Raw genomic sequence first — 24,896 nt, 5'->3', positions numbered from 1 at the left:
GAACCGGCCGCAACGGCGAGATTTGAATGTTCGGAATTGAACTGACCGGCTCTCTGTCCGCGGTCACCACGATCTTCATCGTCATCGGCATGCTGACGCTGTTCATCCGCGAAACCTATCCGCCCGAAGTCACCGCCATCCTCGGCGCGATGGTCTTGCTGGGCCTGGGGATCCTCGATGTCGATCATATCGCGGGCGTGCTGTCGAACCCGGCGCCCTGGACGATTGCCTTCATGTTCATCATCGTCGGCGGGCTGGTCCGCACCGGCGCGCTGGACTGGATCGGCCAGCGCGCGACCCGCCATGCAGGTGCGCGCCCACTGCTGACGCTGGGGCTGGTGTCGCTGGTGGTGTGCGCGATGTCTGCCTTTGTCAACAACACGCCGCTGGTCGTGGTCATGATGCCGATCTTCATGCAGCTTGCGAAAGAGATGGGCAGTTCGCCGTCCAAGCTGCTGATCCCGCTGTCCTATCTGTCGATCATGGGCGGCACGATGACGATGATCGGCACCTCGACCAACCTGCTGGTGGACGGGGTGGCGCGCGGTGCCGGGCTTGCGCCCTTCGGCATCTTCGAGATCACGAAGGTCGGGCTGCCGATGGCGATCGTGGGCATCATCTATCTGCTGCTCCTCGCGCCGAAGCTGCTGCCGGACCGGGATTCGATGTCGCAGCTGATGTCCAGCCGCTCGAAGATGAAATTCTTCACCGAGGTCGCCATACCCGAGGAATCCGCCCTCATCGGCAGGGCACTGGACGAGGTGGATATCTTCGCCCGCGACAGCGCCCGGGTGATCGACGTGCTGCGCGGCGATGCCTCGCTGCGGCGCGACCTGCCGTCGGTGCGGCTGGAGGCCGGCGATCGCGTCGTGCTGCGGACGCCGATGTCCGAAGTGCTGGGCCTGCAAGGCCACAAGGACCTGCGGATGGTCGACAAGCTCAGCTCGGTTCAGACCTCGACGGTCGAGGTGCTGATCACGCCGGGCTGCCACATGGTCGGCCGTAGCCTGGGCTCGATGCGCTTGCGGCGGCGCTATGGCGTCTATGTGCTGGCGGCGCATCGCAAGAACCAGAATATCGGCCGGCAGCTTGACGATCTGGTGGTCCGGGTGGGCGACACCTTGCTGCTGGAGGGGGCGTCTGGCGACATCCAGCGGCTGGCCAGCGACATGGAGATGGTCGAGGTCAACGCGCCATCGGACCGCGCCTATCGCCGCAAGCATGCGCCGATCGTGGTGGGGGCGCTTGCCGGCGTGGTGATCCTGTCCGCATTCCATATCGCACCGATCCAGCTGCTGGCCTTTCTTGGCGTGGGCGTCGTGCTGGGGACGCGCTGCATCGATGCAGACGAGGCGCTGGGCTTCGTCGATGGCCGTCTGATGGCGCTGATCTTCGCGATGCTCGCGGTCGGCGCAGGGCTGGAGAATTCCGGCGCAGTCCAGTTGATCGTGCAGTATGTCGCGCCATACCTGGCCGAGCTTCCGGCCTGGGGCCTTGTTCTGGCGGTCTATCTGCTGGCAACGGCCTTGACCGAGACAGTGACGAACAACGCCGTCGCGGTCATCGTCACGCCGGTCGCCATCTCGCTTGCGCTGCAGCTTGGGGTCGAGCCGCGGCCGCTGGTGATCGCGGTGATGATGGGGGCTTCGGCCAGCTTCGCCACACCGATCGGATATCAGACAAACACGCTGGTCTACGGGCCGGGGGGATACCGGTTCTCGGACTTCATTCGGGTGGGCCTGCCGTTGAATTTCCTGATGGCCGTGGTGGCATCGCTGGTCATTCCGATCTTCTGGCCGCTCTAGGCGTTCGGGCAAGCCGCCGGCATCGGGACAGTGGCTGCAATCCCGTCACGCAGGGCGCGCGCCTGACCATCTGTCCTCCGCGGACGGCGCAGAGCGGGCAGCCGGTGACCTGACCCTGGCGGAAACCAGCCGATCGGCCGATCTCGGCCGCAAGCCCCCGCGCGGTTCGGGCGCATGGGGTTAATGCTTGCGGATTGGCCTGTGCGATCTACTCTCGACCCATCAGGTCAGATCGCGAGGGAGAAAGGTCATGCCGGATGGAAGCAACGCGCCGTCGCGCCGCAGCGTGGTGGTGTCCGAGTTCACAAACAGCGTTCTGGATCCCGACATGCCGATGCTGGGCCCGGTCGAGAATGGCGGGACCATCATCGCGAACACGGCGCCGGGCTGCTGGGGCCCGATGATCACTCCGCGGCTGCGCGGCGGGCACGAGGTCACGACGCCGGTTTTCGTCGAGGGGGCCGAGATCGGCGACGCTGTCGCGATCCGGATCCGCGACATCACCGTCACCTCGATGGCCACCGCATCGGGGCATGACAGCTCGCCCGAGGGTTACTGCCTTGGCGATCCGTATGTGGCTGCCCGCTGCCCGGTCTGCGATACGGTCTGGCCGGAAACGCATGTCGAGGGCATCGGACAGGATGCGGTCAAGTGCGACAGATGCGGGAACGCCGTCACGCCCTTCGAGATCGTTCACGGCTATACGGTCACCTTCGACGACACTCGCGCCGTCGGCCTGACCCTGCCAAGGGATGCGGCCGAAACCATTGCGCGCGACGCGGATCACTTTTCGGCGCTGCCCGATCGAAGCCGCCAGCATTCGATCCTGAACTTCGCGCCCTCCGACATGCCGGGCACGCTGGTCCGGATGCGGCCGTTCATGGGCCAGCTTGGCAGCTGTCCCTCGATGGCGATGCCCGACAGCCACAACGCCGGCGATTTCGGCGCCTTCCTGGTCGGCGCCCCGCATGAGTATGCAATCACCGCCGAGCAGCTCTTGCAGCACAAGACCGATGGCCACATGGACATCGACGCGGTCCGCGCGGGCTCGATCCTGGTCGTGCCGGTGAAGGTGCGGGGGCGGGGATCTATCTTGGCGACATGCATGCCGGTCAGGGCGATGGCGAGATCGCCGGCCACACCATGGATGTCGCGGGCAGCGTCACGCTGCAGGTCGAGGTGGTCAGGAACTATCCGATCGACGGCCCGGTCCTGTTCCCGCTGGAGGAAGACCTGCCGCCGCTGGCGAAGCCCTTTACCGAGGTCGAGAGGGCGAAGGGACGCAGGCTTGCCTCCCGATGGGGCGTCGCGATGGTCGAGTCCTTGGCGCCGGTTTCGGTGATCGGAACGGCCGCCAATCTCAATGCCGCGATCGAGAACGGGCTGGAGCGCGCCGCCAGGCTGCTTGACATGACGGTGGCCGAGGTCCGCAATCGCGCCACCATCAACGGCGCGATCGAGATCGGCCGCGCGCCGGGCGTGATTCAGGTCACCTTTCTCGCACCGCTGGCAAAGCTGGACGCGGTCGGGCTTGGCGATTACGCGCGCGAACAATACGGGCTGTGACGACCCGCTTGCCGGACAGGCTGGGGCCGCGCGTGGAAGGCGGCAGGCAGGCGTTCACCTGCCCCGCAATCCGGCGCGGGGCCGAAGGAAAGCCGCCGCGATGTCTCGTGTGACCCTGTCCGACGAATCCGGCATGCTGGAACGCTTTGTTTCGGCCCAGGCCGACATCTACGATACGGCGCTGTCCGAACTGAGGCAGGGCCGCAAGCAGAGCCACTGGATGTGGTTCATCTTTCCGCAGCTGCGCGGTCTCGGCCAGTCGCCGGCGTCCCGGCATTACGGGATCGTCGATCTTGACGAGGCCCGCCGCTATCTTGCGCATCGGGTTCTGAGGCCCCGGCTGGTGACCTGTGCCGAGGCGGTGCTTGCCCATGAGGGCGTCCCGGCCGATTCGATCCTGGGCAAGGTCGATGCCGGCAAGCTGCGCTCGTCGGCCACGCTTTTCGCGGCCGCCGGCGGCTCCTCGGCCGTGTTCGACCGGATCCTGACGCAATTCTTCGACGGCCGCCCCTGTCCGCGGACCCTGGAAAGGCTCGGCTGAGCCCGCCGGATGACACAGGGCGTCCAGCGCCGCCCCGGTCGCGACGGATCGCGCCGTCGATGCTGATCTCGTGATCCGTTGCGGCGGATTCCGGGCGTCTACACGGTATCCAGATACAGCTCGACCGTTTCCTCGTCGGACAGTTCGGCCATGTAGTGCAGCTCCTGTCGCTTGGTCATCAGGTAGTTGGCGATCAGGTGATCGGGAAAGATCCGGCGGATCTCGGGGCAGGTGTCGAACGCCTCGATGGCCGCGCCCCAGTCGCCCGGCAACTGGGCAAGGTTCTGGTCATAGGCGTTGCCCTTGAACGGGGCAGGCGGCTCCAGCCGGTCCTCGATGCCGTCAAGCGCCGCGCCCAGGATGGCTGCGACGGTCAGATAGGGGTTCACGTCGCCCCCGGCGACCCGATGCTCGATCCGGCGCGCCTTGGGACCGGACGAGGGGATGCGAATCGCCGCGGTGCGGTTTTCATAGGCCCAGCCGATCCCCGTGGGCGCATGCGCGTTCGGGACCAGCCGGTCATAGGAGTTCTCGTGCGGGGCGAACAGCAGCGTCGATCCTGGCATCGCCCGCAGGCAGCCACCGACCGCGTGGCGCAGCGCCTCGGTGCCCTCTTCGCCGCCATTGTCGAAGATGTTGACGCCTTGCTGCGTCAGGATCGAGAAATGCATGTGCATGCCGTTGCCGGGCCATGTCTCGTAGGGCTTGGCCATGAAGCTGGCGGCAAAGCCATAGCTGCGCGCCACGCCCTTGACCAGCATCTTGAACAGCCAGGTGTCGTCGGCCGCCTTCATCGGATCGGCCTGATGCATCAGGTTGATCTCGAACTGGCCGGGGCCGGCTTCCGAGATCGAGGTATCGGCCGGGATGTCCATCATCTCGCAGGCGTCGTAAAGCGTCGTGAAGAACTGGTCGAACGCGTCCAGCGCGCGCAGGCTCAGCACCTCGCCGCCGGTGCGGCGCTTGCCCGAACGCGGGCTGGGCGGCACGCGCAAGGTCCGGCCGGAATCGTCGATCAGGAAGAACTCCAGCTCGGTCGCCACGACAGGGACCAGCCCGGCCGCCTTGTAGCGGTTCACCACATGGGCCAGGGCCTGGCGCGGATCGCCCTCATAGGGACGGCCATCGGGATGGAACATCCACAGCGGCAGCAGCCCGGTCGGCGCCTCCAGCCACGGCATCGGCAGGAAACCACGCTCGGTCGGCATCAGCAGCCCGTCGGGATCGCCGGATTCGAACACCAGCGGGCTGTCCTCGATATCCTCGCCCCAGATGTCCAGGTTCATGACCGAGAACGGGAACTTGGTGCCCTCCTCGATCAGCTTGTAGGCGAAGCGCGCGGGAACCCGCTTGCCGCGGGCGACGCCGTTCAGGTCGGCGGCCGCAACGCGGATCGTCTTGACCTCGGGATGCTCTCTCAGCCAGTCCATCTATCTCACCAGTTCTGGTCGGTATTTCAGCCGCGTGACGGCACCCGGCAGATGCCGGTTCAGGCGACGGTTCACCATGCCGAACAGTCCGATCAGGATCAATGTGCATATGATGAAATAGGTCGCGACGATCGGGTAGGCGACGAACGGGTTGAAGGTCCGGTCGGCGAAGTAGGTTGCGTAATACAGGGCGTCGCCGCGCTGCTGGAAGGCCGGGAAACCCGAGAAATAGACCAGCGTGGTGGCGTGGAACAGGAAGATCGCCTCGTTGGTGTAGGACGGCCATGCCAGCCGCAGCATCGTGGGCCACATCACCCGCCGGAACTTGTGCCAGCCGGTCAGGCCATAGGCGTCGGCGGCCTCGATATCGCCCTTGGGCACCGATTGCAGCGCGCCGTGAAAGATCTGCGCGGAATAGGCGGTGGTGTTCAGGATCAGAACGATCAGCGCGCCGGCCCAGGCCTTGGTCAGCCAGCTGGTTTCGACGGTGAAGCCGAAGATCTCGATTCCCGCGCGCGGCAGCAGCACCAGCGTCTCGTAGGCGAGGAAGAACTGGATGAACAGCGGACTGCCGCGAAACAGGAAGACAAAGCCATCCGCGGGCTTTCGCAGCCAGGGATTGCCACTGGTCTTGGCCATCGCCAGCGCGGTCGCCAGGAAGAACCCGACGAGCAGCGCGAAGAAGGCGAAATACAGGTTCCAGATCAGACCCGAGCCGATCAGCGTGATCTGCTTGCACAGATCGAAATCGGTCCGCGGCAGCAGCCTTTCTCCGATCCCGATGGATCGCAGCGCATAGTCCGTGATTGTCTGCGCGCAACTCATGCGGGGCCCTTTCGCAGGGCTTCGCCGCCCATCGTGGCCTGACCCGCGGACAGGCGCCGCGTCAGCCGCCCGAGGATGCGTTCCGAGACCCAGGTCATCAGCAGATAGAACACCAGGATGGCCAGGAAATAGTAAAGCCGCCAGTCTGGATGCGGGTAGGTGAAGGCACTGGTCTTGGTGCCGCCCAGTTCGCGGGCCCAGTAGACGATGTCCTCGACCCCCAGAAGAAACAGCAGCGGTGTGGCCTTGATCAGGATCATCCACAGATTGGAAAGCCCGGGAACCGCATAGGTCCACATCTGCGGGATCAGCACCCGGCGGCTGACCTGACGCGGGCTCATCCCGAAGGCTTCCGCGGTTTCAAGCTGGGCGCGCGGCACCGCCTGCATCGCGCCATGCAGGACATTCGCGGCGAAGGCGCCGAAGACCACCGAGAAGGCCACCACCGCCAGCGTGAAGCCATAGACGTCGTGCACCCAGGGCGGACTGGACGAGAGGGGCAGCTTGGCGGCCGCGCAGACCACGAAATCATTGCCCTGCCGGACCGGCGCATCGGTGTCGCACAGAACCTGATGGCGCAGCCATTCCAGGCCCTGATCCAGCGCGATCGGCACGAACAGGAAGAAGATGATGTCGGGCACGCCGCGCACCATCGAGGTGTAGAGCTTGCCGAACCAGCGCAGCGGCGCGATCCGCGACCGCGAGGCCAGCGCGCCGCCAAAGCCGAACAGCAGGGCGATCGGCGCGGTGATCGCCAGCAGCAGCAGCACCGTGCCGAAGCTGGCATAGAACAGCATGTGCTTGCCGGATGTGAGGTAACACATCAGCCATGCAAGCCCCTCCAGCGAGGCGGGATCGGCGCATTGCGCAAACATCGGCGGCACCCTCTGGCGGCCGCCCGCCCTCTGGCGGGCGCGCGGCCGGGTTTCAGATCATTCGTAGGTCTGCGCTTCCTCGCCGAACCATTTCCTGATCATCGCGTTCAGGCTGCCATCTTCCTTCATGGCGGTGATGACCCCGTCCAGCGTCTCGCGCAGCTCGGTGTCGGATTGCCGCAGCCCGACGCCGATGCCCTCGCCCAGCACCACGTCCTCGCCGACCCAGACCAGTTCACCGCCCGACTCGGCGACGAACGGTGCCAGGAAGTCCTTGTCGGCCAGCGCCGCGTCGGCCTCGCCGTTGCGGACGGCGGCGATGGTCTCGTCCGGGGTCGCGTATTCCAGCAGCGTCGCGCCAGTTTGCGCGACATGCCCGGCATGGATGGTGCCGGTCTGCGCGGCGACGATGCCGCCCTCAAGCTCGACCTCCTCGGACAGGCCGATATAGGCCGAAGGCACGGGCGGAAGGTAGTTCTGGGTGAACGCGATCACCTGCTCACGCTCGGGCGTGATGCTCATTCCGGCCATGATCGTATCGTAGTTGCCCGATACCAGGTTGGGGATGATCGAATCCCAGTCGGTCGTGACCCAGGCACAGTCCAGCTCGGCGCGCCTGCACATCTCGTCGCCCAGCTCGCGCTCGAACCCGTCAACCTCGCCCGAATCGTTGATGAAATTGTAGGGAGGATAGGCGCCCTCGGTGCCCAGCCGAATGGTCTGCGCGCTGGCCATGCCCATGCCGAAGGCCAGCACGGCCGCGGTCAGAATCAGTTTCTTCATGATGATCTTCTCCTGTTGGTCGTCTTGATCGTTTGTGTCATGCCGCCATCGTGGCGCTGAGGAACTGGCGCAGGCGATCGGTCTGCGGCGCGCCGAACAGGCTGTCGGGCGGGCCTTCCTCGCAGACCAGGCCCTGATGCAGGAACACGACGTGATCGCTGACATCGGCCGCCAGCCGCATGTCGTGGGTGACGAGCAGCATCGTGCGGTGCTCGCCTGCCAGGTCCTTGATGACCTTGACCACCTCCTGCTGCAATTCGGGGTCCAGCGCGCTGGTCGGTTCGTCGAACAGCAGCGCGCGCGGCTGCATGCACAGCGCCCTGGCGATCGCCGCCCGCTGCTGCTGGCCGCCGGAAAGCTGCGCCGGCCAGGCGTCGCATTTGTCGCCGATGCCGACCTTGTCCAGCAGCGCGCGGGCGCGGGACTCGACCTCGGCGCGGTTCTCTCCCAGCACGGTGAGCGGGGCTTCCATCACGTTCTGCAGGATCGTCATGTGGGCCCACAGGTTGAACTGCTGGAAGACCATGGACAGGTTGGTGCGGAACCGGGTGACCTGGGCGCGGTCGGCCGGCACGCGGTTCGCCCCCTTGCCTTTCCAGCGCACCGGTTCGCCGTCGAACACGATCTCGCCCTGCTGGCTGTTTTCCAGCAGGTTGCAGCAGCGCAGCAAGGTGGACTTGCCCGACCCCGACGAACCGATCAGGCTGACGACGTGACCGCGCGGCGCGGTCAGCGACACGCCCTTCAGCACCTCAAGCTGGCCATAGGCCTTGTACAGCCCGGTGATCCGGATGACCGGTTCCGCGTTGCCGCGGCCGTCAGCCGGATCGGGGCGCGTGTCCGAAATGGTGTGGTTCTGGCTTTCCATCGCGGCATTGGGCGACAATTGCGCGACGATTGCAACGGGTTCGCGACATGTCCGCGCCGCAACGCCGCGCTGACCCGGCGTCAGGCGATCTCGATCGAGTATTTTTCAATCACCGTGTTGGCCAGCAGACCTTCGCACATCCGGGTGACCTGGGCCTTGGCGGCCTCGGGATCGGTGGCGGCCAGTTCCAGCTCGATCAGCTTGCCCTGCCGGACACCCGCGACGCCGGTATGGCCCAACCCGCCAAGCGCGTGGCGGATCGCCTCGCCTTGCGGGTCCAGAACGCCGTCCTTCAGCATGATGGTGACTCGGGCTTTCATGGCGGGGCGTCCTTTCAGTTGATCGCGGTCGGCTTGAGGCTGGTGGTGTTGGCGGGCATCAATCCCAGGCGGCGCGCGACCTCGGTATAGGCATCGGTCAGGTTGCCCAGATCGCGGCGGAACACGTCCTTGTCAAGCTTCTGCCCGGTCTTCACGTCCCACAGGCGGCAGCTGTCGGGGCTGATCTCGTCAGCCACGATCAGGCGCATGAAGTCGTTGTCCCAGACCCGGCCGACCTCGATCTTGAAATCGATCAGCTTGATGCCGGCGCCATAGAACACGCCCGACAGGAAGTCGTTGACGCGCAGCGCAAGGCTGATGATGTCGTCCAGATCCTGCTGCGTGGCCCAGCCGAAGGCGATGATGTATTCCTCGCTCACCATCGGGTCGCCCAGCTCGTCGTTCTTGAAGCTGTATTCCACGATCGGGCGCGGCAGCAGCGTGCCTTCCTCCAGCCCCAGCCGCTTGGAAAGCGAGCCGGCGGCAAAGTTCCGCACGATCACTTCCAGCGGGATGATCTCGACCTGGCGGATCAGCTGCTCGCGCATGTTGATGCGGCGGATGAAGTGGTTCGGCACGCCGATATTCGTCAGCCCGTTCATGAAGAACTCGGACAGCCGGTTGTTCAGCACGCCCTTGCCTTCGATGGTCGCCTTCTTCTGGGCATTGAACGCGGTGGCGTCGTCCTTGAAGTACTGGACCAGCGTCCCCGGCTCGGTGCCTTCATACAGGATCTTCGCCTTGCCTTCGTAAACCTTCTTGCGCCGCGGAGCCATGTGGGGGCCGTCCTTTCGCATCTGACTGTCCCGCGACATATCGCAGAACCGTGTTACTGGGCAATACAGGGTTGCGGCAAAGCCGCGCAATGGGCATACCGAAATGCAACTGCAACAGGAGGCGATGCATGTCCACCTTTGACGACCGCGAACGCGCTTACGAAGCAAAATTCGCCCATGACGCCGATCTGCGCTTCCGGGCCGAAGCCCGGCGCAACCGCCTGCTGGGCGAATGGGCGGCCGGATTGCTGGGCAAGACCGGCGAGGCCGCTCGCACCTATGCGATGACCGTCGTGACCTCGGATTTCGAGGAGCCGGGCGACGAGGACGTGTATCGCAAGCTGGCAGGCGATCTGGAAGGCGTCGCCGACGCGGCGACCATCCGCAAGAAGATGGCCGAGATGATGACCGAAGCCCGCCGCCAGGTGGTCGACGAGGCGAAATAGCGGCCTCGCCACAGCGGACAGGACTGCGGACAGGACTGCGGACAGGACTGCGGACAGGACTGCGGACAGGACTGCGGACAGGACTGCGGACAGGACTGCGGGAACAGGACCGGGGGGCGTCGCGGCCCCCTGTTGCATGTCGTCTCAGGCCTTGGTGGCGCTGACCGGCGGGGTCGGGGTGGCGACACGCTTCTGCGCCTCGCGCCAGGTGATGTAGGTGATCGCCCCGATCATCAGCCCGCCGCCAAGAATGACCCATCCATCCAGCGGCTCGTGGAACACGAACACGCCCAGCATGCTGGCCCAGATCAGTTGCAGGAAGGTCACCGGCTGGGTGACGGTCAGCGGCGCGGCCGAGAAGGCCCGCGTCATCGTGTAATGCCCCAGCGTCGCGAACAGCGCCACCAGACCCAGCCACCCCGTCTGGGCCAGCGTCGGCGGTATCCACGCCGCCCATGCCAGCGGCGCCAGGCCGATGGCGACGGTCAGCGACATCATCGCGACGACGACCGAGGCGGGCACCAGGCCGGACAGCCGCTTGGCCATCAGATAGGAGGCGCCGAAGGCCAGCGCGGCGGCGATCTGCGACAGGTGGCCGGGGTCCAGCGGTCGCAGGCCGGGGCGCAGCACGATCAGCGCCCCCAGCAAGGCCGCGCCGATGGCCGCGACCCGGCGGGCGGCCAGTTTCTCGCCCAGGAACAGCGCGGCGCCGACCGTCACCACGATCGGGTTGAGAAAGCCGATGGCGGTGACCTCGGCCACGGTGATCCGCGACATCGCATAGAACCACGCGACGACGGCCACCACATGCAGGGCGCCGCGCATCGCGAACAGCGCCCAGATCCGCGCCGGGAATCCGCGGCGCAGGGCAGGCATCAGCACCGGCATCAGGAAGGCAAGGCCGAACAGGAAACGGATGAACGCGGCCTGCGGCGCGGGCAGCGCACCCTCCAGCCCGCGGACGATGCCGTTCACCGCGACGAAGCACAGGCCGGTCGCCAGCATCCATCCGATGCCGATCAGGTCGCGGCGGGTGTCCATCTCGATTTGCATGAACTGCAAATGCCGCGTTTCACCCCCCGCCGCAAGCCCTCTCAGCCAAGCGCAAGCCGCGCGGCGATCGCCCACATCACGCTGCCCACGCCGACCTCAAGCCATTGCCAGGCGCGCGGCCGCGCGAAGACCGGCGCCAGCATCCGTGCGCCATAGCCGAGGCCGAAGAAGAAGACGAACGACCCGCTGATCGCGCCGGCCGCGAAACCGACCCGGTCAGGCCATTGCGCCGAGATCGCGCCCAGCAGCACGACCGTGTCCAGCCAGACATGCGGGTTGAGCCAGGTCAGCGCGGCGATGGTCAGAAGCGTCGCTCTCAGCCCGTCGCCCGGCCCCGCGGGCCGCAGCGCCTCGCCGCCGCGCCACGCGGCGCGGAAGGATCGGGCGCCATACCATATCAGGAACGCCACGCCGCCCCAGCGCATCGCCGGCATCAGCCAGGGCAGCCGCGCGCCGGCCGCCGCCATGCCGCCCACGCCCAGGGCGATCAGCAGCGCGTCCGAGAACGCGCAGAACAGGCAGACCGCCAGCACATGCCGACGCATCAAACCCTGCTTCAGGACGAAGGCGTTCTGCGCCCCGATCGCCAGGATCAGCGACAAGCCTGTTCCCAGACCCGCAAGATATGACGTCATGGCGCACCTCCGGGCTTGCTGATGGCAGGCGTCGCGATTTAAGGAAAGTGAAATGAACTGACGCGGATGAAGCGGAACTGATGCTGGACTATCGCGCCCTGGCGGCGTTGGCAGAGATCCTGCGGCGCGGATCGTTCGAGGCGGCGGCGCATGCGCTGTCGGTCACGCCCTCGGCGGTCTCGCAGCGCATCCGCGCGCTGGAGGATCGCTGCGGAGCGGTGCTGATCGACCGGGGCCCGCCACTGCGGGGCACGGCCGAGGGGGTGCGTCTGGCCGCGCATCTGGACCGCGTGCGGCTGCTGGAAGCCACGCTTGGCGCAGCGACCACGGGCGACGCGCCGCCGGTGATCCGGGTTGCCGTCAACGCCGACAGCCTCGCCACCTGGGCGATGCCGCCGCTGGCCGCGGTGCCCGGGCTTCTGGATCTGGTCATCGACGATCAGGATCACGCGCAGCACTGGCTGAAGACCGGTCACGTCGTGGCGGCGCTGACCGGCGACGCCCGCCCCGTCACCGGCTGCGACAGCATCGCGCTGGGCCGGATGCGTTATCGGGCGACAGCCAGCCCGGGGCTTGCGGCGCGGCATTTCGCGGCCGGCGTGGACGCGGACAGCCTGTCGCGCGCGCCGTCGCTGCGCTTCAACGACAAGGACGGGCTTCAGGACCGCTGGGTGATGGCCCGGACCGGTTGCCGGATCGCGCTGCCGTTCCATCGCATCGGATCGTCGCAGGCCTTTGCCGAGGCAACCCGGCTGGGGCTGGGCTGGGGTGTGAACCCCGAGTCGATGGTGGCCGCCGATCTGGCTGCCGGGCGGCTGGTCGATCTTGGTCCGGACCTGCCGCTTGACGTGACGCTGTGCTGGCAGGTCAGCCGGACGACCGCGGCGGGCATCCGCGACCTGACCGACAGGATCATCGCGGCGGCCCGAGCGGCGCTGCTGTGAAGGCGCGGGGCGCGGGGCGCGGGCGAGGGGCGCGGTGCGGGCAGGGCCCGCCCCGGTCGCTGCCGCTGGGCCGGGGGCGCGCTGCGCGCGCGGTCGGTGCCGGGTCCGGCGCCGGAGCCGGGCGGCGGCGCAGCCGGCTGCGTGATACCGGCTTCGGGTGGCGTCTCGCCGGGCGGTTCAGAGTTGCGCGGCCACGGCCTCGGACAGGTCGAAATTGCCCGTGACGTTCTGCACGTCGTCGTCGTCCTCGAGCGTGTCGATCAGCTTCATCAGCTTTTGCGCGGTGTCGAGGTCGGTGATCTCGGTCGGCGCCTGCGGCTTCCAGATCAGCCGGGCCGCTTCCGACTCGCCGAGGCTTGCCTCGAGCGCGGTCGAGACCTCGTTCAGATCGGTATCCGCGCAATAGATCCAGTGCCCGTCCGCGTCGCTTTCGACATCGCTGGCCCCGGCCTCGATCGCGGCCAGCATGACCGTGTCGGCGTCCCCTGCCGAGGCCGGATAGACGATCTCGCCCACCCGGTCGAACATGAAGCTGACCGATCCGGTCTGGCCCAGATCACCGCCCGACTTGGTGAAATAGCTGCGCACATTCGATGCCGTGCGGTTGCGATTGTCGGTCATCGCCTCGACGACCAGCGCGATGCCGTTCGGGCCATAGCCTTCGTAGCGGATCTCTTCGTAGCTCTCGGCGTCGCCGCCCTGCGATTTCTTGATCGCCCGGTCGATCACGTCCTTGGGAACCGAGTTCGACTTGGCCTCCTTGACCGCCAGCCGCAGGCGCGGGTTCTTGTCGGGGTCGGGATCGCCCATCTTCGCCGCGACCGTGATCTCCTTGGAAAGCTTGGAGAACAGCTTCGAGCGGGCGGCGTCCTGCCGCCCCTTGCGATGCTGGATATTGGCCCATTTGGAATGACCTGCCATGATCGGTCGTCCTTCGATGTCTTGAAATCCGGATTCGGGCGCTTTTAGTCCAGCCCGACGGGCCATCGCAAGACGAACCCGAACTCCCACCTCCGCGTTGGCGTCTGGCGCGATGCGTCGCGACCATGAGGGAAGACGATGACACTCGACCAGATCACGCTGTTCACGATCTTCGCGCTGATGATGGTGCTGATGTTCTGGGGGCGCTGGCGGCATGACCTGGTGGCCTTTGGCGCGCTGATGCTGTCGGTCCTGATCGGGCTGGTGCCGGCGGATCAGGCCTTCTCGGGCTTTGGCAATCCCGCAACCATGGTCGTGGCGCTGGTGCTGATCGCGACGGCCGGCTTGACACGGTCGGGCGCGGTCTCGCGCCTGACCCGGGTGCTGGCCCATGACGGACGCTCGCTGACCGGCCACATCCTGCTGTTCGGCGGCGTGGGCGGCCTGCTTTCGGGCTTCATGAACAACATCGCCGCCCTTGCGGTGCTGATGCCGGTCGATCTGCAGGCCGCGCGCAAGGCGGGCCGCGCCGCCGGCCTGACGCTGATGCCGCTGGCCTTCGCGACGATCCTGGGCGGGATGCTGACGCTGATCGGCACGCCGCCGAACCTGATCGTCTCGGGCGTTCGCGCCGAGGTTCTGGGCGAGCCCTACCAGATGTTCGACTTTCTGCCCGTCGGCGCTGCGGTCGGCGCCGCGGGCATCGCCTTTGTCGCGCTGATCGGCTGGCGGCTGATCCCGGTGCGGCGTCAACCCGACAGCGTCAGCGGCGAACAGCGCCGCCGCTACCTGGCCCGTCTGGTCGTGACCAAGGCAAGCGCGCTGGACGGCGAGAACCTTGCCCAGGCGCGCGACGCCGCGCTGAAGGCCGGTCTGCGGCTGATCGGCGTCATGCGCCACGGCCACCCGCTTGAAACCAAGCCGGCCGAACAGGCGCTTGAACAGGGCGATGTGCTGATGCTGCGCGCCGACCCCGCCACGCTGGACGAATACCGCTCGACGGAAAAGCTGGCCTTTCCCGATGGCCGGGTCGAGCCGCGCGCCCGCAAGGACGCCGAGGGCCAGAGCCTGATCGAATGTCTGGTTCCGGCAGGCGCGGGGATCATCGGCCAGAACGCCCAGTCCTTCGGCCTCGTGAACCGCTATGACAGCGTGCTGATCGGCATGCGTCGCCGCGGCATCGCCCTGCGCGAGTCGCTGCCCCGGCAGGAGATCGCGGCCGGCGACATGCTGCTGATGCTGGTGCCCGAAAGCCGGGCCAACGACGTGCTGGCCGCGTCGGGCGTGCTGCGCCTGGATGGCGGCAGCGTGCCGGTGCAGCGCGAGGGGCACATGCGCGCCGCCATCGTCCTGTTCGCGGCGGCGCTGCTGGCCACCAGCCTGGGCTGGATCAGCATGCCGATCGCGCTTGGCTGCGTCGTCGTCGCCTATGTGCTGTTCGGGGTGCTGTCGATCAACGAGATCTACCGGCACGTGGACTGGCCGGTGGTCGTGCTTCTGGGCTCGATGATTCCGCTCGGCGTTGCGCTGGACAGCAGTGGCGGGACGGCGCTGATCGCCGGGCTGCTGGCCGGTGCCACCGAGGGCTATCCGGCCTGGGTCGCGCTGCTGCTGCTGATGGCGGCGACGATGTTCCTGTCCGATGTGCTGAACAACAACGCCACCACGATCATCGCCGCCCCGGTCAGCATCCGCCTGGCCCAGCAGCTGGAGGTGCAGCCGGATGCGTTCCTGATGGGCGTCGCGGTGTCGGCCGCCTGCGCCTTCCTGACCCCGATCGGCCACCAGAACAACACGCTGATCCTGGGGCCGGGCGATTATCGCTTCGGGGATTACTGGCGGATGGGCCTGCCGCTCGAGATCATCGTGCTGTCCGTGTCGATCCCGATGCTGCTGATCGTCTGGCCGCTCTAGACGCGCCTTGCAGCGGCCGCGCCGCGGATCCCGACCGGCCCCGGCGATTCAGGCGCCGCAAGCCCGATTCCGCTGTAGCCTGGCGGGAAAAATCGCGCTATCCTGTCCCGCAGATCCGGACCAACCGGACAAGGCAGAGGCAGTGACGGCGGTATTTCCATGACCGAGATGGTCTTTGGCGCCACGCCCGTTCGGGCGGGCGACCCGATTCTTCCACGCTGGTGGCGAACCCTGGACAAATGGTCGCTGGCCTGCGTCCTGGGGCTGTTCGCGATCGGATTGCTGCTTGGGCTGGCCGCCTCGGTGCCGCTGGCGGAAAAGAACAACCTGCCGCGCTTCTACTATGTCCAGCGTCAGGCGCTTTTCGGCGGGGTGGCGCTGTGCGTCCTGCTGGTGATGTCGATGCTGACGCCACGCCAGATCCGCAGGATCGGCGTGCTGGGCTTTCTGGCCGCCTTCGTGCTGATCCTTGCGCTGCCCTTCATCGGCACCGATTTCGGCAAGGGCGCGACCCGCTGGCTGTCGCTGGGTTTCCTGTCGATCCAGCCATCCGAATTCCTCAAGCCCGGCTTCGTGGCGCTGTGCGCGTGGTTCATGGCCTCGGCGCAAGAGGTCGGCGGTCCGCCGGGGCGGATGTACTCGTTTGTCGCGGCGCTGGTGATCGTGGTCCTGCTGGCCCTGCAGCCCGATTTCGGGCAGGCCTCGCTGGTGCTGTTTTCCTGGCTGGTGATGTATTTCGTCGCCGGCGCCCCCTTCATCCTGCTGATGGTGGTCGCCGGCCTTGCCGTGGCGGGCGGCGTCTTCGCCTATGGCGCGTCCGAGCATTTCGCCCGGCGCATCAACGGCTTTCTCAATCCCGATGTCGATCCGCGCACCCAGATCGGCTATGCCACCAACGCCATCCAGGAGGGCGGCTTCTTCGGCGTGGGCGTCGGCGAGGGCACGGTGAAATGGTCGCTGCCGGACGCGCATACCGACTTCATCATCGCCGTCGCGGCCGAGGAATACGGCACCATCCTGGTGCTGGCGATCATCGCGCTTTACTGCACCATCGTGCTGCGTTCGCTGCTGCGACTGCTGAAGGAACGCGATCCCTTCACCCGGATCGCGGCCACCGGGCTGGCCTGTGCCTTCGGCGTGCAGGCGCTGATCAACATGGGCGTGGCGGTGCGGTTGCTGCCCGCCAAAGGGATGACGCTGCCCTTCGTCAGCTATGGCGGCAGTTCGGTGATCGCCTCGGGCATCGCCTTGGGAATGCTGCTGGCGCTGACCCGGACCCGTCCGCAGGGCGAGATGGCCGAGATCCTGCGGCGGGCGCGCTGATGGCGGCGCCGCTTGCCCTGATCGCGGCCGGTGGAACCGGCGGTCACATGTTTCCCGCCCAGGCGCTGGCCGAGCTGCTGCTGTCGGAAGGCTGGCGGGTCACGCTGTCGACCGACGACCGCGGCGCGCGCTATGCGGGCGGTTTTCCCGACGCGGTGCAGCGCGCGGTGGTGCGGTCCGCGACCACCGCGCGGGGCGGCCTGCTGGGAAAGCTGACCGCGCCCCTCAAGATTGCCGCGGGTGTCCTTGCCGCGCGCGCCGATTTCCGGCGCGACCGCCCTTCCGTCGTGATCGGCTTTGGCGGCTATCCGACCATTCCGGCCCTGTCGGCAGCGCGGACGATGCGCCTGCCGCGCATGATCCACGAACAGAACGGCGTGATGGGCCGCGTCAACCGGATCTTCGCCCCGCGCGTGGACCGCGTGGCCTGCGGAACATGGCCCACGACCCTGCCCGCGGGGGTCGATGGCATCCACACCGGCAACCCGGTTCGCGCGGCGGTGCTGACGCGCGCGGGCGCGCCCTATGTCGCGCCGGGGCAGGGCGATCTGCACCTGCTGGTGATCGGCGGCAGCCAGGGCGCGCGCGTGTTGTCGGATGTCGTGCCCGCGGCCATCGCCGCGCTGCCCGCCGAACTTCGCGCCCGGCTGCGCGTCAGCCATCAGGCCCGTGCCGAGGACGGCGAACGTGTCACCCGCGCCTATGCCGAAGCCGGCGTCACGGCCGATGTCCAGGCCTTCTTCACCGATGTGCCGGACCGCCTTGCCCAGGCCCAGATCGTCGTCAGCCGCTCGGGCGCCTCGTCGATCGCCGACATCACGGTGATCGGCCGCCCGTCGATCCTGATCCCCTATGCCGCCGCCACCGGCGATCATCAGACCGCCAATGCGCAGGCTCTTGCCCGATCCGGTGCCGCCTTGCTGCGCCCGGAATCCGGGCTGGACGCCGAAAGCCTGGCGCGCGACATCCGCGCGATCCTCACAGACCCCGCGCGTGCGACCGGCATGGCCGCCGCAGCCCTGAAACTCGGCCGCCCTGACGCGGCCCGTCGCCTGTTCGACCTCGTCACGGAGATAGTGCCATGAACGCCGCCACCAAACTGCCCGGAGAGCTTGGCCCGATCCACTTCATCGGCATCGGCGGCATCGGCATGTCTGGCATCGCCGAGGTGCTGCTGACCCTGGGCTACCAGGTCCAGGGCAGCGACCTCAAGCGCAGCAAGATCACCGACCGCCTCGAATCCCTGGGCGCGACCGTGTTCGAGGGCCAGCGCGCCGAGAACATCGGCGCGGCGGGCGTGGTGGTGATCTCGACCGCCATCAAGAAGGACAACCCCGAACTGCAAGAGGCGCGTCGCCGCGGCATGCCCGTCGTCCGCCGCGCCGAGATGCTGGCCGAACTGATGCGGATGAAATCCAATATCTGCGTCGCCGGCACGCACGGCAAGACCACCACCACCACCATGGTCGCCACGTTGCTGGACGCCGGCAACCTCGACGCCACCGTCATCAATGGCGGCGTCATCCACGCCTATGGCAGCAACGCCCGGGCTGGCGAGGGCGAATGGATGGTGGTCGAGGCCGACGAATCCGACGGCAGCTTCAACCGCCTGCCCACCGACATCGCCATCATCACCAATATCGACCCCGAGCATATGGAGCACTGGGGCGATTTCGACGCGCTGCGGCAGGGTTTCTACAATTTCGCCTCCTCGATCCCGTTCTACGGCCTGGCGGTCTGCTGCACCGACCACCCCGAGGTGCAGGCGCTGGTGGGCAAGCTGACCGAACGCCGCGTCGTCACCTTCGGCTTCAACGCCCAGGCCGATGTGCGCGCCATGAACCTGACCTATGACAAGGGCATCGCGCATTTCGACATCGCGCTGCAGGGCGAGAGCCCCGCCGACAGCGGCGAGCTTGAGATGATCGAGGGCTGCACCCTGCCGATGCCCGGCGATCACAACGTCTCGAACTGCCTCGCCGCCGTGGCCGTCGCCCGCCACCTGGGCGTGAAGAAGGCCGAGATCCGCGAGGCGCTGGCCCGGTTCGGCGGCGTCGGCCGCCGCTTCACCCGCGTGGGCGAGGTGGACGGCGTCACCATCATCGACGATTACGGCCATCACCCGGTGGAAATCGCCGCCGTGCTCAGGGCCGCGAGGCAGTCCACCAATGGCCGCGTCATCGCCGTCCACCAGCCGCACCGCTATTCGCGCCTCTCCTCGCTGTTCGACGATTTCTGCACCTGCTTCAACGAGGCCGACGTGGTCGCCATCGCCGAGGTCTATTCCGCCGGCGAGGACCCGATCCCGGGCGCCTCGCGCGACGATCTGGTCGCCGGGCTGATCGCCCACGGCCACCGCCACGCCCGCGCGATCCTGTCCGAGGACGACCTCGAACGCCTGGTGCGCGAACAGGCAAGGCCCGGCGACATGGTCGTGTGCCTGGGCGCCGGCACCATCTCGACCTGGGCCAACGCGCTGCCCGCCCGGCTGCAAGGAAAGGCCGCGTGAGCCCCGCTTTCCTGATCACGCTCGCCGTCTCGGGCGGCTGGCTGGCCCTGGCCTGCATGCTGCCCATGCTGCGCGCGCAGCAGCGGCCGCGCGCCCTCTGGGCGCTGGTCGCCATCGGCGTGCCGGTGCTGGGCTGGCTGACGCTGAACTGGGGTCCGGTGGCCGGCGTAGCGGGCTTTGCCATGGGACTGGCGGCGCTGTTCTGGCCGCCCCGCCGGCAGCAATCGCGCCGCCGCGCCCTGCCGCCGCTGGACTAGGGCCAGCCGATGTCGGTCTGGCTGGTCGCGGCGGCGTGTTTTCTCGGCGCGGGCTTCATCACCCTCACCGCCATCTGGCTGCGCCTGCGCTGGCCGCTGGCCGCCCTGTCCATCCTGCTGGCCGCCATCGCCACGCAACTGTTCCTCGCCGCGCGCGGCCAGAACGGCTTTCACGACCTCGCCGCCTTCCGCGCCACAGGTTTCACCGTCATCCCCGCACTGGCCGGACTGGCCGCCGGCCTGATCGCCGCCGGAACCCGCACCCGCCGGTTCGACTGGCGCAGCCCGCCCGGGGCGCTGACGCTGCTGGGACTGGCCGTCGCGGGCGGCGCGGCGGGGTGGACGCTGCTGTTGTAGCGGCAGAACGGACTTGCGGTGATGGCCGTGGACCGTCAATCCTGCCCGGATGAGCGATCTGCCCATAATCGACAGTGAAGAGAACCTGCAGGTGTGGCTCGACACCCGCCCTTCTGTAGATGCCGCGCTTGTCGCACATCGCGCGGCGATGCGTGTTCTGCCAATCCTGCTCGCCTCGCTGAGTGAAGGCTTGGCACCCGATTGGAGTTCGTCCGCGCTGTCCGTCTTGCGGGTCAACATAGCATCTGAGGTTGCGCGCAAAGAGAAGTGCTTTGACGTCAGAAAGGTTGCCGGAAACTTCGACGATTTTGATAGCTCGGACCCTGCAGTTGATTATGTCGCCTACTCTGCTCTAGCGGCTCTCGTCGCCGACGCAGCCGCCGCCGCCGCCTACGCTGCCCTCGCCGCGGACGGCGGTCCAACTTCAAATCTCCTTTCGGGCGCTACCCTGGACGATTTCATGAATCGGGCAGGCTGGGGTACCCTCCTTTGGAAGACAGTCCAGGCGGATGTCCATGCCCTGATCGAAGGCGAGAGCCTTCCCGACGCCGCTCTGTGGATAAACGGCAATTTTCTGGCTGATCTTTGGCAACAGTCGATCCCGATCCTGCAGGCCGCGCCGGGCGGCGATTTCTGGTTCGGCTGGTATCAACGCGCCCTCGACGGCCGCCCGCAGAATTTGCCGCTGCTGCGCGACGTGGCGCTGATCGACAATGCGCTGTGGGAACAGGGCGGCGAGGCGCTGGACACGGCGATCACCACTCTGCGTCGTCAGCATGGCTTGGCTGCAACCGCCAACGCGGAACGCATCGAGCCGAACCCGGACACGGGACGCCTGCGCCTCGTCCCCGACTCGCAGCTGCCCCAAGAGATTGCCGCCTATGCGCGACGCAAGATCAGCAAGGCCACCGAGGTCTTTGATGACTACACCGGGCAGGCCTATGGCGCGCTGGCCCCCGATCTGGCCATGCTGCGCCGCGCGGTCGCGGATGCGGGAAATCTGCCGCTCGAACTTCTGGACGCCTGTGCCTCCGCCACTCGTCGTTTGGCCATCAGGATCGACAACGGTGACTGTCCGTCTGCGACACAAGACCCGTTGATCGCAGATTATCAGTCCCGCCTGCGCGAGGCGGGCGCGGATATCCTTGCCTCGGACCCCGAGGCGCAAAAGGTGCTGGCACGACGCGCCGCTATTGAGGGCGACCGTTCCCTGATCGACGCCCGGCAGGTCATCGAGGAAACGGTCGCGACGGTTGCGCCGGTGCTGGAGGGCAGGCTTGCCGATACCCTGCCGCTGGACGCACAGACGGCCAGCGACCCGGACGCAAACCCCGAAGACCGCGCCGCGGCGTCCTTTCGTCTGGCGGGGCGTCTTCTGCGGATCGAACGGGCGCTGCCATTCGCGGCTGATGTGCGCAAGGGGATCGTCGCCGTAAATGCCGCGCTGCTGCGCGGTGCGAAATATCTTCAAGCGATCGAGTTCTTTGCGACGTTGCCGGCTGTCAAGGCAGCATTTGCCGCGATCTATCGCTTTTTCGGGCTGTAGGCCGATCCCTCATTCCCTAACCATCCCTTAACGCCCGGTCCGCAAGCGGTGTACAGCCTGTGCACGCGCTGTGCCTCCCCGGTGCACGCCCTGTGCCATGAAAAATCCAGCAATTGCTGGCTCTGCCGCCGTCGCCGCCCGCAGTGCGTCACCCCGCAACGCGCGCCCTGTTGCGCACCCCGCGCAACACCCGCCATGTTGACGCCTTGCGCGGCTGTGGATACCAGCATCGCATGACCCTCGATCTTCCCACGCCCCGCGGCACGCTGACCGCGAACCGGCCTCTCGACAGCCTGACATGGCTGCGCGTCGGAGGCCCCGCCGACTGGCTGTTCCAGCCCGCCGACGGCGATGATCTGGCCGGTTTCCTGGCCGCGCTGGCCCCGTCCGTGCCGGTCTTTCCGATCGGTGTGGGCAGCAACCTGATCGTCCGCGACGGCGGCATCAGGGGCGTCGTGATCCGCCTGGGACGCGCCTTCAACGGCATTGAAATCACAGGTGAAACCGTCACCGCCGGGGCCGCCGCGCTGGACGGGCACGTGGCCCGGCGGGCCGCCGAGGCGGGGCTGGACCTGACCTTCCTGCGCACCATTCCAGGCAGTATCGGCGGGGCGGTGCGGATGAATGCCGGCTGCTATGGCAGCTATGTCTCCGATCATCTGGTCGAGGCCCGCGCGGTCACCCGCGACGGTCGCCGGATCACCCTGACGCCGCAGGATCTGAACTTCGCCTATCGCCATTCCGACCTGCCCGACGGCTGCATCATCACCGAGGCCGTGTTCCGCGCCGAACGCGGCGACCCCGACGCCCTGCACCTCAAGATGGCGCAACAGCTGGCCAGACGCGACGACACCCAGCCCACCCGGGACCGCAGCGCCGGCTCGACCTTCCGCAACCCCGCCGGCCACAGCTCGACCGGCCGCGAGGACGACAGCCACGACCTGAAGGCGTGGTCTCTGATCGACCGCGCCGGCCTGCGCGGCCATAGCTGGGGCAGCGCGCAAATGTCTGAAAAACATCCCAACTTTCTGGTCAATACCGGCGGCGCGACCGCGACCGAGCTGGAGGAGCTGGGCGAACTGGTGCGCCGTCGCGTGCTGGAGGACAGCGGCCATGACCTGCAATGGGAGGTGATCCGCGTCGGCGAACCGCTGTCCGACAAGGACCCGCAGCACTAGGCCAACATTCTGCGCGTGCAGGCAAAAATGCTCTTTTGCGATTCCCGCTTTGCGGCTATCCTTGCCGGACAGGGCGCAGGATCGGGACGAACCCGGCCGCGCAACAACCGATGAAGCCCGGGGAAACTGGGCGATGAGGCGAAAACGTGGCGGGCAGGTCGAGCAGGACAGCCCACACCGTAGCCGTTCTGATGGGCGGACCCTCGGCCGAGCGCGAGGTGTCCCTGTCCTCGGGGCGCGAATGCGCGGATGCGCTGCGGGTGGCGGGCTATGATGTGGTCGAGATCGAACTGGGCAAGGACCGGGGCGGCGATATCGCCGCGCGCCTGGTCGATGCCCGGCCAGACATCGTCTTCAATGCCTTGCACGGCCGCTGGGGCGAGGATGGCTGCGTGCAAGGCGTGCTGGAATGGCTGGGCCTGCCCTATACCCATTCCGGGGTTCTGGCGTCGGCCATGGCGATGGACAAGACGGTCGCCAAGCGGGCCTTCCGCGATGCCGGGCTGCCTGTCGTCGAAAGCCTGATCGCCGACGCGGCCGAGGTCTGCCGGCGTCACGTCATGGTGCCTCCCTACGTGGTCAAGCCGAATGACGAGGGCTCCAGCGTCGGGGTCTATATCGTCCACGACGGGGCCAATCAGCCGCCGCAATTGTCGCAGTCCATGCCCGCCCGCGTCATGGTCGAGGCGTATGCGCCCGGTCGCGAACTGACCACGACGGTGCTGGGCGATCGTGCGCTTGGCGTGACCGAGATCCTGACCGATGGCTGGTATGACTACGACGCCAAGTACAAGGCGGGCGGATCGCGTCACGTGATCCCCGCGGACATCCCCGATCAGATCACACGGGCCTGCCTCGACTACGCCGTGCGCGCCCACGACGCGCTTGGCTGCCGCGGGCTGACGCGCACCGATTTCCGCTGGGACGAGGCGCGCGGGCTGGCGGGGCTGATCCTGCTTGAGGTCAACACCCAGCCCGGCATGACCCCGACCTCGCTGGCGCCCGAGCAGGCCGCCCATGCCGGCATCGATTTCCCCGCGCTGATGCGCTGGATGGTCGAGGACGCGCTGTGCCGGTCGTGATCGATCATCGCCCCCCGCGGCAGCCTGAACGGCCCGGTCAGCCGCGCCCAAGGCGCGACCCGGCGCCCTCGCGTCTGAAATATCGTCTGCAACGCATGTGGCTGACGCCGCTGTATCGGCGGATGGTCCGTGTCGGCGTGCCGGCGTTCCTGATCGCACTGACGGCGGGTCTGTGGCTGTCGGATGCGGACCGCCGCGGTGCCCTCACCGGCGGCGTGACTGCGCTGGTCGACCGGGTCCAGAGCCGCGAGGAATTCCAGGTCCGGATGATGACTGTCGAAGGCGCCTCGCCCGTCGTGGACAAGGCGCTGCGGGCGATGCTGCCTGTCGATCTGCCTGCATCCAGTTTCGCCATCGACCTGACGGCGTTGCGCCTGCAGGTGATACAGCTGGATGTGATCGAGGCGATCGACCTCCGGATCAAGCCTGGCGGGATCCTGTCGGCCGTGGTCACGGAACGTCAGCCGGCCTTGCTGTGGCGCCACGCGCGCGGGATCGAGATCCTCGACCGGACCGGCCATCGCGTTGCCAGCGTCACCTCGCGCGAGGTCCGGCCCGACCTGCCGCTGGTCGCCGGCGAGGGCGCGGACCTGGCCACCGCCGAGGCGCTGGAACTGATCGATGCGGCGGGTCCGATCCTGCCCCGGCTGCGCGGGCTGGTGCGCCGCGGCGAACGGCGATGGGACGTGGTTCTGGATCACGGTCAGCGGATCATGCTGCCCGAATCAAACGCGGTGATCGCGCTGGAGGCCGCGATCGCGCTGCATCGCGCGCAGGACATGCTGGGCCGCGACATCAGTGCCGTCGATCTGCGCGATCCCTCGCGGCCGCTGCTGCGTCTGGGAATCGATGCGCGCAACACGATCCGGCAGGCGCGGGGCGAACCGCTTCTGGGGCCCGACGGAACGATCCTCGAAGACGAGCAGAAGGGAGGCTGAGGCG

General features: G+C 67.4%; 24 protein-coding genes and 1 pseudogene. 15 read left to right on the top strand and 10 right to left on the bottom strand.

Annotated features, from left to right (window positions below):
• Window positions 1–26: 26 nt before the first annotated feature.
• The 3 genes and pseudogenes from L1965_RS01790 (at window position 27) to L1965_RS01775 (ending at window position 3,912) form a co-directional block, all read left to right on the top strand.
• Window positions 27–1,805, top strand: a complete 1,779-nt coding sequence (locus L1965_RS01790) for an SLC13 family permease (protein WP_235754691.1) — start codon at window positions 27–29, stop codon at window positions 1,803–1,805.
• Between the two features lie 250 nt (window positions 1,806–2,055).
• Window positions 2,056–3,371, top strand: a pseudogene (locus L1965_RS16150) (acetamidase/formamidase family protein).
• A gap of 100 nt (window positions 3,372–3,471) precedes the next feature.
• Entirely contained in the window at window positions 3,472–3,912 is a 441-nt protein-coding gene (locus L1965_RS01775; protein ID WP_235754689.1) for a DUF1810 domain-containing protein, read from the top strand.
• 98 nt (window positions 3,913–4,010) lie between these two features.
• Here the strand turns inward: L1965_RS01775 and L1965_RS01770 are convergent, their stop codons facing one another.
• From L1965_RS01770 to purC, 7 genes are all read right to left on the bottom strand, one after another.
• Window positions 4,011–5,342, bottom strand: a complete 1,332-nt coding sequence (locus tag L1965_RS01770; protein WP_235754688.1) for a glutamine synthetase family protein — start codon at window positions 5,340–5,342, stop codon at window positions 4,011–4,013.
• Window positions 5,343–6,167 (bottom strand): ABC transporter permease, encoded by an 825-nt coding sequence (locus tag L1965_RS01765; RefSeq protein ID WP_235754687.1) that lies wholly within the window; start codon window positions 6,165–6,167, stop codon window positions 5,343–5,345.
• Window positions 6,164–7,042, bottom strand: coding sequence for an ABC transporter permease (locus tag L1965_RS01760; RefSeq protein ID WP_235754686.1), 879 nt, complete (start codon window positions 7,040–7,042; stop codon window positions 6,164–6,166). The genes L1965_RS01765 and L1965_RS01760 overlap by 4 nt, the downstream gene beginning before the upstream one ends.
• A 57-nt stretch (window positions 7,043–7,099) precedes the next feature.
• Complete coding sequence (locus L1965_RS01755; RefSeq protein ID WP_235754685.1) at window positions 7,100–7,825, bottom strand: transporter substrate-binding domain-containing protein; 726 nt, start codon at window positions 7,823–7,825, stop codon at window positions 7,100–7,102.
• A gap of 37 nt (window positions 7,826–7,862) precedes the next feature.
• Complete coding sequence (locus tag L1965_RS01750; protein ID WP_235754684.1) at window positions 7,863–8,693, bottom strand: ABC transporter ATP-binding protein; 831 nt, start codon at window positions 8,691–8,693, stop codon at window positions 7,863–7,865.
• 80 nt (window positions 8,694–8,773) lie between these two features.
• Entirely contained in the window at window positions 8,774–9,013 is a 240-nt protein-coding gene (gene purS / locus L1965_RS01745; protein WP_235754683.1) for a phosphoribosylformylglycinamidine synthase subunit PurS, read from the bottom strand.
• Between the two features lie 14 nt (window positions 9,014–9,027).
• Window positions 9,028–9,789: a phosphoribosylaminoimidazolesuccinocarboxamide synthase gene (gene purC, locus L1965_RS01740; RefSeq protein ID WP_235754682.1), complete on the bottom strand. Its 762-nt coding sequence runs from the start codon at window positions 9,787–9,789 to the stop codon at window positions 9,028–9,030.
• Between the two features lie 128 nt (window positions 9,790–9,917).
• Here purC and L1965_RS01735 point away from each other — a divergent pair, with 128 nt between their 5' ends.
• Window positions 9,918–10,235 carry a DUF1476 domain-containing protein gene (locus L1965_RS01735; protein ID WP_235754681.1) on the top strand — a complete coding sequence of 106 codons (318 nt, stop codon included), beginning with the start codon at window positions 9,918–9,920 and terminating at the stop codon, window positions 10,233–10,235.
• 144 nt (window positions 10,236–10,379) lie between these two features.
• Here L1965_RS01735 and L1965_RS01730 read toward each other — a convergent pair whose 3' ends face one another.
• Window positions 10,380–11,276, bottom strand: coding sequence for a DMT family transporter (locus L1965_RS01730; protein ID WP_235754680.1), 897 nt, complete (start codon window positions 11,274–11,276; stop codon window positions 10,380–10,382).
• A 53-nt stretch (window positions 11,277–11,329) separates the two neighbouring features.
• Complete coding sequence (locus tag L1965_RS01725) at window positions 11,330–11,923, bottom strand: LysE/ArgO family amino acid transporter (protein WP_235754679.1); 594 nt, start codon at window positions 11,921–11,923, stop codon at window positions 11,330–11,332.
• Window positions 11,924–12,003: 80 nt separating this feature from the next.
• Here L1965_RS01725 and L1965_RS01720 point away from each other — a divergent pair, with 80 nt between their 5' ends.
• Window positions 12,004–12,867, top strand: coding sequence for a LysR family transcriptional regulator ArgP (locus tag L1965_RS01720; protein WP_235754678.1), 864 nt, complete (start codon window positions 12,004–12,006; stop codon window positions 12,865–12,867).
• A 177-nt stretch (window positions 12,868–13,044) separates the two neighbouring features.
• Here the strand turns inward: L1965_RS01720 and L1965_RS01715 are convergent, their stop codons facing one another.
• Window positions 13,045–13,788 (bottom strand): YebC/PmpR family DNA-binding transcriptional regulator, encoded by a 744-nt coding sequence (locus L1965_RS01715; protein WP_235754677.1) that lies wholly within the window; start codon window positions 13,786–13,788, stop codon window positions 13,045–13,047.
• Window positions 13,789–13,926: 138 nt separating this feature from the next.
• Here L1965_RS01715 and L1965_RS01710 point away from each other — a divergent pair, with 138 nt between their 5' ends.
• From L1965_RS01710 to L1965_RS01665, 10 genes are all read left to right on the top strand, one after another.
• Window positions 13,927–15,702 carry an SLC13 family permease gene (locus L1965_RS01710; protein WP_235754676.1) on the top strand — a complete coding sequence of 592 codons (1,776 nt, stop codon included), beginning with the start codon at window positions 13,927–13,929 and terminating at the stop codon, window positions 15,700–15,702.
• A gap of 159 nt (window positions 15,703–15,861) precedes the next feature.
• A complete protein-coding gene (gene ftsW / locus L1965_RS01705) occupies window positions 15,862–17,025 on the top strand; it encodes a putative lipid II flippase FtsW (protein WP_235754675.1) in 1,164 nt (387 codons plus the stop codon).
• Window positions 17,025–18,110 carry a UDP-N-acetylglucosamine--N-acetylmuramyl-(pentapeptide) pyrophosphoryl-undecaprenol N-acetylglucosamine transferase gene (locus L1965_RS01700; RefSeq protein ID WP_235754674.1) on the top strand — a complete coding sequence of 362 codons (1,086 nt, stop codon included), beginning with the start codon at window positions 17,025–17,027 and terminating at the stop codon, window positions 18,108–18,110. Before ftsW ends, L1965_RS01700 begins: the two co-directional genes overlap by 1 nt.
• Window positions 18,107–19,534: a UDP-N-acetylmuramate--L-alanine ligase gene (murC, locus tag L1965_RS01695; protein WP_235754673.1), complete on the top strand. Its 1,428-nt coding sequence runs from the start codon at window positions 18,107–18,109 to the stop codon at window positions 19,532–19,534. The genes L1965_RS01700 and murC overlap by 4 nt, the downstream gene beginning before the upstream one ends.
• The gene (locus L1965_RS01690; protein ID WP_235754672.1) at window positions 19,531–19,791 is read left to right on the top strand and encodes a DUF2484 family protein; all 261 of its coding nucleotides are present in this window, start codon (window positions 19,531–19,533) and stop codon (window positions 19,789–19,791) included. Before murC ends, L1965_RS01690 begins: the two co-directional genes overlap by 4 nt.
• A gap of 9 nt (window positions 19,792–19,800) precedes the next feature.
• The gene (locus L1965_RS01685) at window positions 19,801–20,148 is read left to right on the top strand and encodes a hypothetical protein (RefSeq protein WP_235754671.1); all 348 of its coding nucleotides are present in this window, start codon (window positions 19,801–19,803) and stop codon (window positions 20,146–20,148) included.
• A 49-nt stretch (window positions 20,149–20,197) separates the two neighbouring features.
• Window positions 20,198–21,694, top strand: a complete 1,497-nt coding sequence (locus L1965_RS01680) for a hypothetical protein (protein ID WP_235754670.1) — start codon at window positions 20,198–20,200, stop codon at window positions 21,692–21,694.
• A 233-nt stretch (window positions 21,695–21,927) separates the two neighbouring features.
• On the top strand, window positions 21,928–22,872 hold the full coding sequence (gene murB, locus L1965_RS01675; RefSeq protein WP_235754669.1) for a UDP-N-acetylmuramate dehydrogenase: 945 nt from the start codon (window positions 21,928–21,930) through the stop codon (window positions 22,870–22,872).
• A 191-nt stretch (window positions 22,873–23,063) separates the two neighbouring features.
• On the top strand, window positions 23,064–23,954 hold the full coding sequence (locus L1965_RS01670) for a D-alanine--D-alanine ligase (RefSeq protein ID WP_235754982.1): 891 nt from the start codon (window positions 23,064–23,066) through the stop codon (window positions 23,952–23,954).
• Window positions 23,942–24,892 carry a cell division protein FtsQ/DivIB gene (locus tag L1965_RS01665; protein WP_235754668.1) on the top strand — a complete coding sequence of 317 codons (951 nt, stop codon included), beginning with the start codon at window positions 23,942–23,944 and terminating at the stop codon, window positions 24,890–24,892. Before L1965_RS01670 ends, L1965_RS01665 begins: the two co-directional genes overlap by 13 nt.
• Window positions 24,893–24,896: the final 4 nt, after the last annotated feature.

This window comes from Paracoccus salsus (genome assembly GCF_021556615.1).
Classification (GTDB): Bacteria; Pseudomonadota; Alphaproteobacteria; order Rhodobacterales; family Rhodobacteraceae; genus Paracoccus; species Paracoccus salsus.
This window is presented reverse-complemented; position numbering and strand designations above follow the sequence as displayed.

What these genes read in the sequence shown, in the direction of transcription:
- L1965_RS01790 (WP_235754691.1), top strand. Translation starts at nt 27, where the DNA reads ATGTTCGGAATTGAACTGACCGGCTCTCTGTCCGCGGTCACCACGATC.
- L1965_RS01775 (WP_235754689.1), top strand. Translation starts at nt 3,472, where the DNA reads ATGTCTCGTGTGACCCTGTCCGACGAATCCGGCATGCTGGAACGCTTT.
- L1965_RS01770 (WP_235754688.1), bottom strand. Translation starts at nt 5,342, where the DNA reads ATGGACTGGCTGAGAGAGCATCCCGAGGTCAAGACGATCCGCGTTGCG.
- L1965_RS01765 (WP_235754687.1), bottom strand. Translation starts at nt 6,167, where the DNA reads ATGAGTTGCGCGCAGACAATCACGGACTATGCGCTGCGATCCATCGGG.
- L1965_RS01760 (WP_235754686.1), bottom strand. Translation starts at nt 7,042, where the DNA reads ATGTTTGCGCAATGCGCCGATCCCGCCTCGCTGGAGGGGCTTGCATGG.
- L1965_RS01755 (WP_235754685.1), bottom strand. Translation starts at nt 7,825, where the DNA reads ATGAAGAAACTGATTCTGACCGCGGCCGTGCTGGCCTTCGGCATGGGC.
- L1965_RS01750 (WP_235754684.1), bottom strand. Translation starts at nt 8,693, where the DNA reads ATGGAAAGCCAGAACCACACCATTTCGGACACGCGCCCCGATCCGGCT.
- purS (WP_235754683.1), bottom strand. Translation starts at nt 9,013, where the DNA reads ATGAAAGCCCGAGTCACCATCATGCTGAAGGACGGCGTTCTGGACCCG.
- purC (WP_235754682.1), bottom strand. Translation starts at nt 9,789, where the DNA reads ATGGCTCCGCGGCGCAAGAAGGTTTACGAAGGCAAGGCGAAGATCCTG.
- L1965_RS01735 (WP_235754681.1), top strand. Translation starts at nt 9,918, where the DNA reads ATGTCCACCTTTGACGACCGCGAACGCGCTTACGAAGCAAAATTCGCC.
- L1965_RS01730 (WP_235754680.1), bottom strand. Translation starts at nt 11,276, where the DNA reads ATGGACACCCGCCGCGACCTGATCGGCATCGGATGGATGCTGGCGACC.
- L1965_RS01725 (WP_235754679.1), bottom strand. Translation starts at nt 11,923, where the DNA reads ATGACGTCATATCTTGCGGGTCTGGGAACAGGCTTGTCGCTGATCCTG.
- L1965_RS01720 (WP_235754678.1), top strand. Translation starts at nt 12,004, where the DNA reads ATGCTGGACTATCGCGCCCTGGCGGCGTTGGCAGAGATCCTGCGGCGC.
- L1965_RS01715 (WP_235754677.1), bottom strand. Translation starts at nt 13,788, where the DNA reads ATGGCAGGTCATTCCAAATGGGCCAATATCCAGCATCGCAAGGGGCGG.
- L1965_RS01710 (WP_235754676.1), top strand. Translation starts at nt 13,927, where the DNA reads ATGACACTCGACCAGATCACGCTGTTCACGATCTTCGCGCTGATGATG.
- ftsW (WP_235754675.1), top strand. Translation starts at nt 15,862, where the DNA reads ATGACCGAGATGGTCTTTGGCGCCACGCCCGTTCGGGCGGGCGACCCG.
- L1965_RS01700 (WP_235754674.1), top strand. Translation starts at nt 17,025, where the DNA reads ATGGCGGCGCCGCTTGCCCTGATCGCGGCCGGTGGAACCGGCGGTCAC.
- murC (WP_235754673.1), top strand. Translation starts at nt 18,107, where the DNA reads ATGAACGCCGCCACCAAACTGCCCGGAGAGCTTGGCCCGATCCACTTC.
- L1965_RS01685 (WP_235754671.1), top strand. Translation starts at nt 19,801, where the DNA reads ATGTCGGTCTGGCTGGTCGCGGCGGCGTGTTTTCTCGGCGCGGGCTTC.
- L1965_RS01680 (WP_235754670.1), top strand. Translation starts at nt 20,198, where the DNA reads ATGAGCGATCTGCCCATAATCGACAGTGAAGAGAACCTGCAGGTGTGG.
- murB (WP_235754669.1), top strand. Translation starts at nt 21,928, where the DNA reads ATGACCCTCGATCTTCCCACGCCCCGCGGCACGCTGACCGCGAACCGG.
- L1965_RS01670 (WP_235754982.1), top strand. Translation starts at nt 23,064, where the DNA reads ATGGGCGGACCCTCGGCCGAGCGCGAGGTGTCCCTGTCCTCGGGGCGC.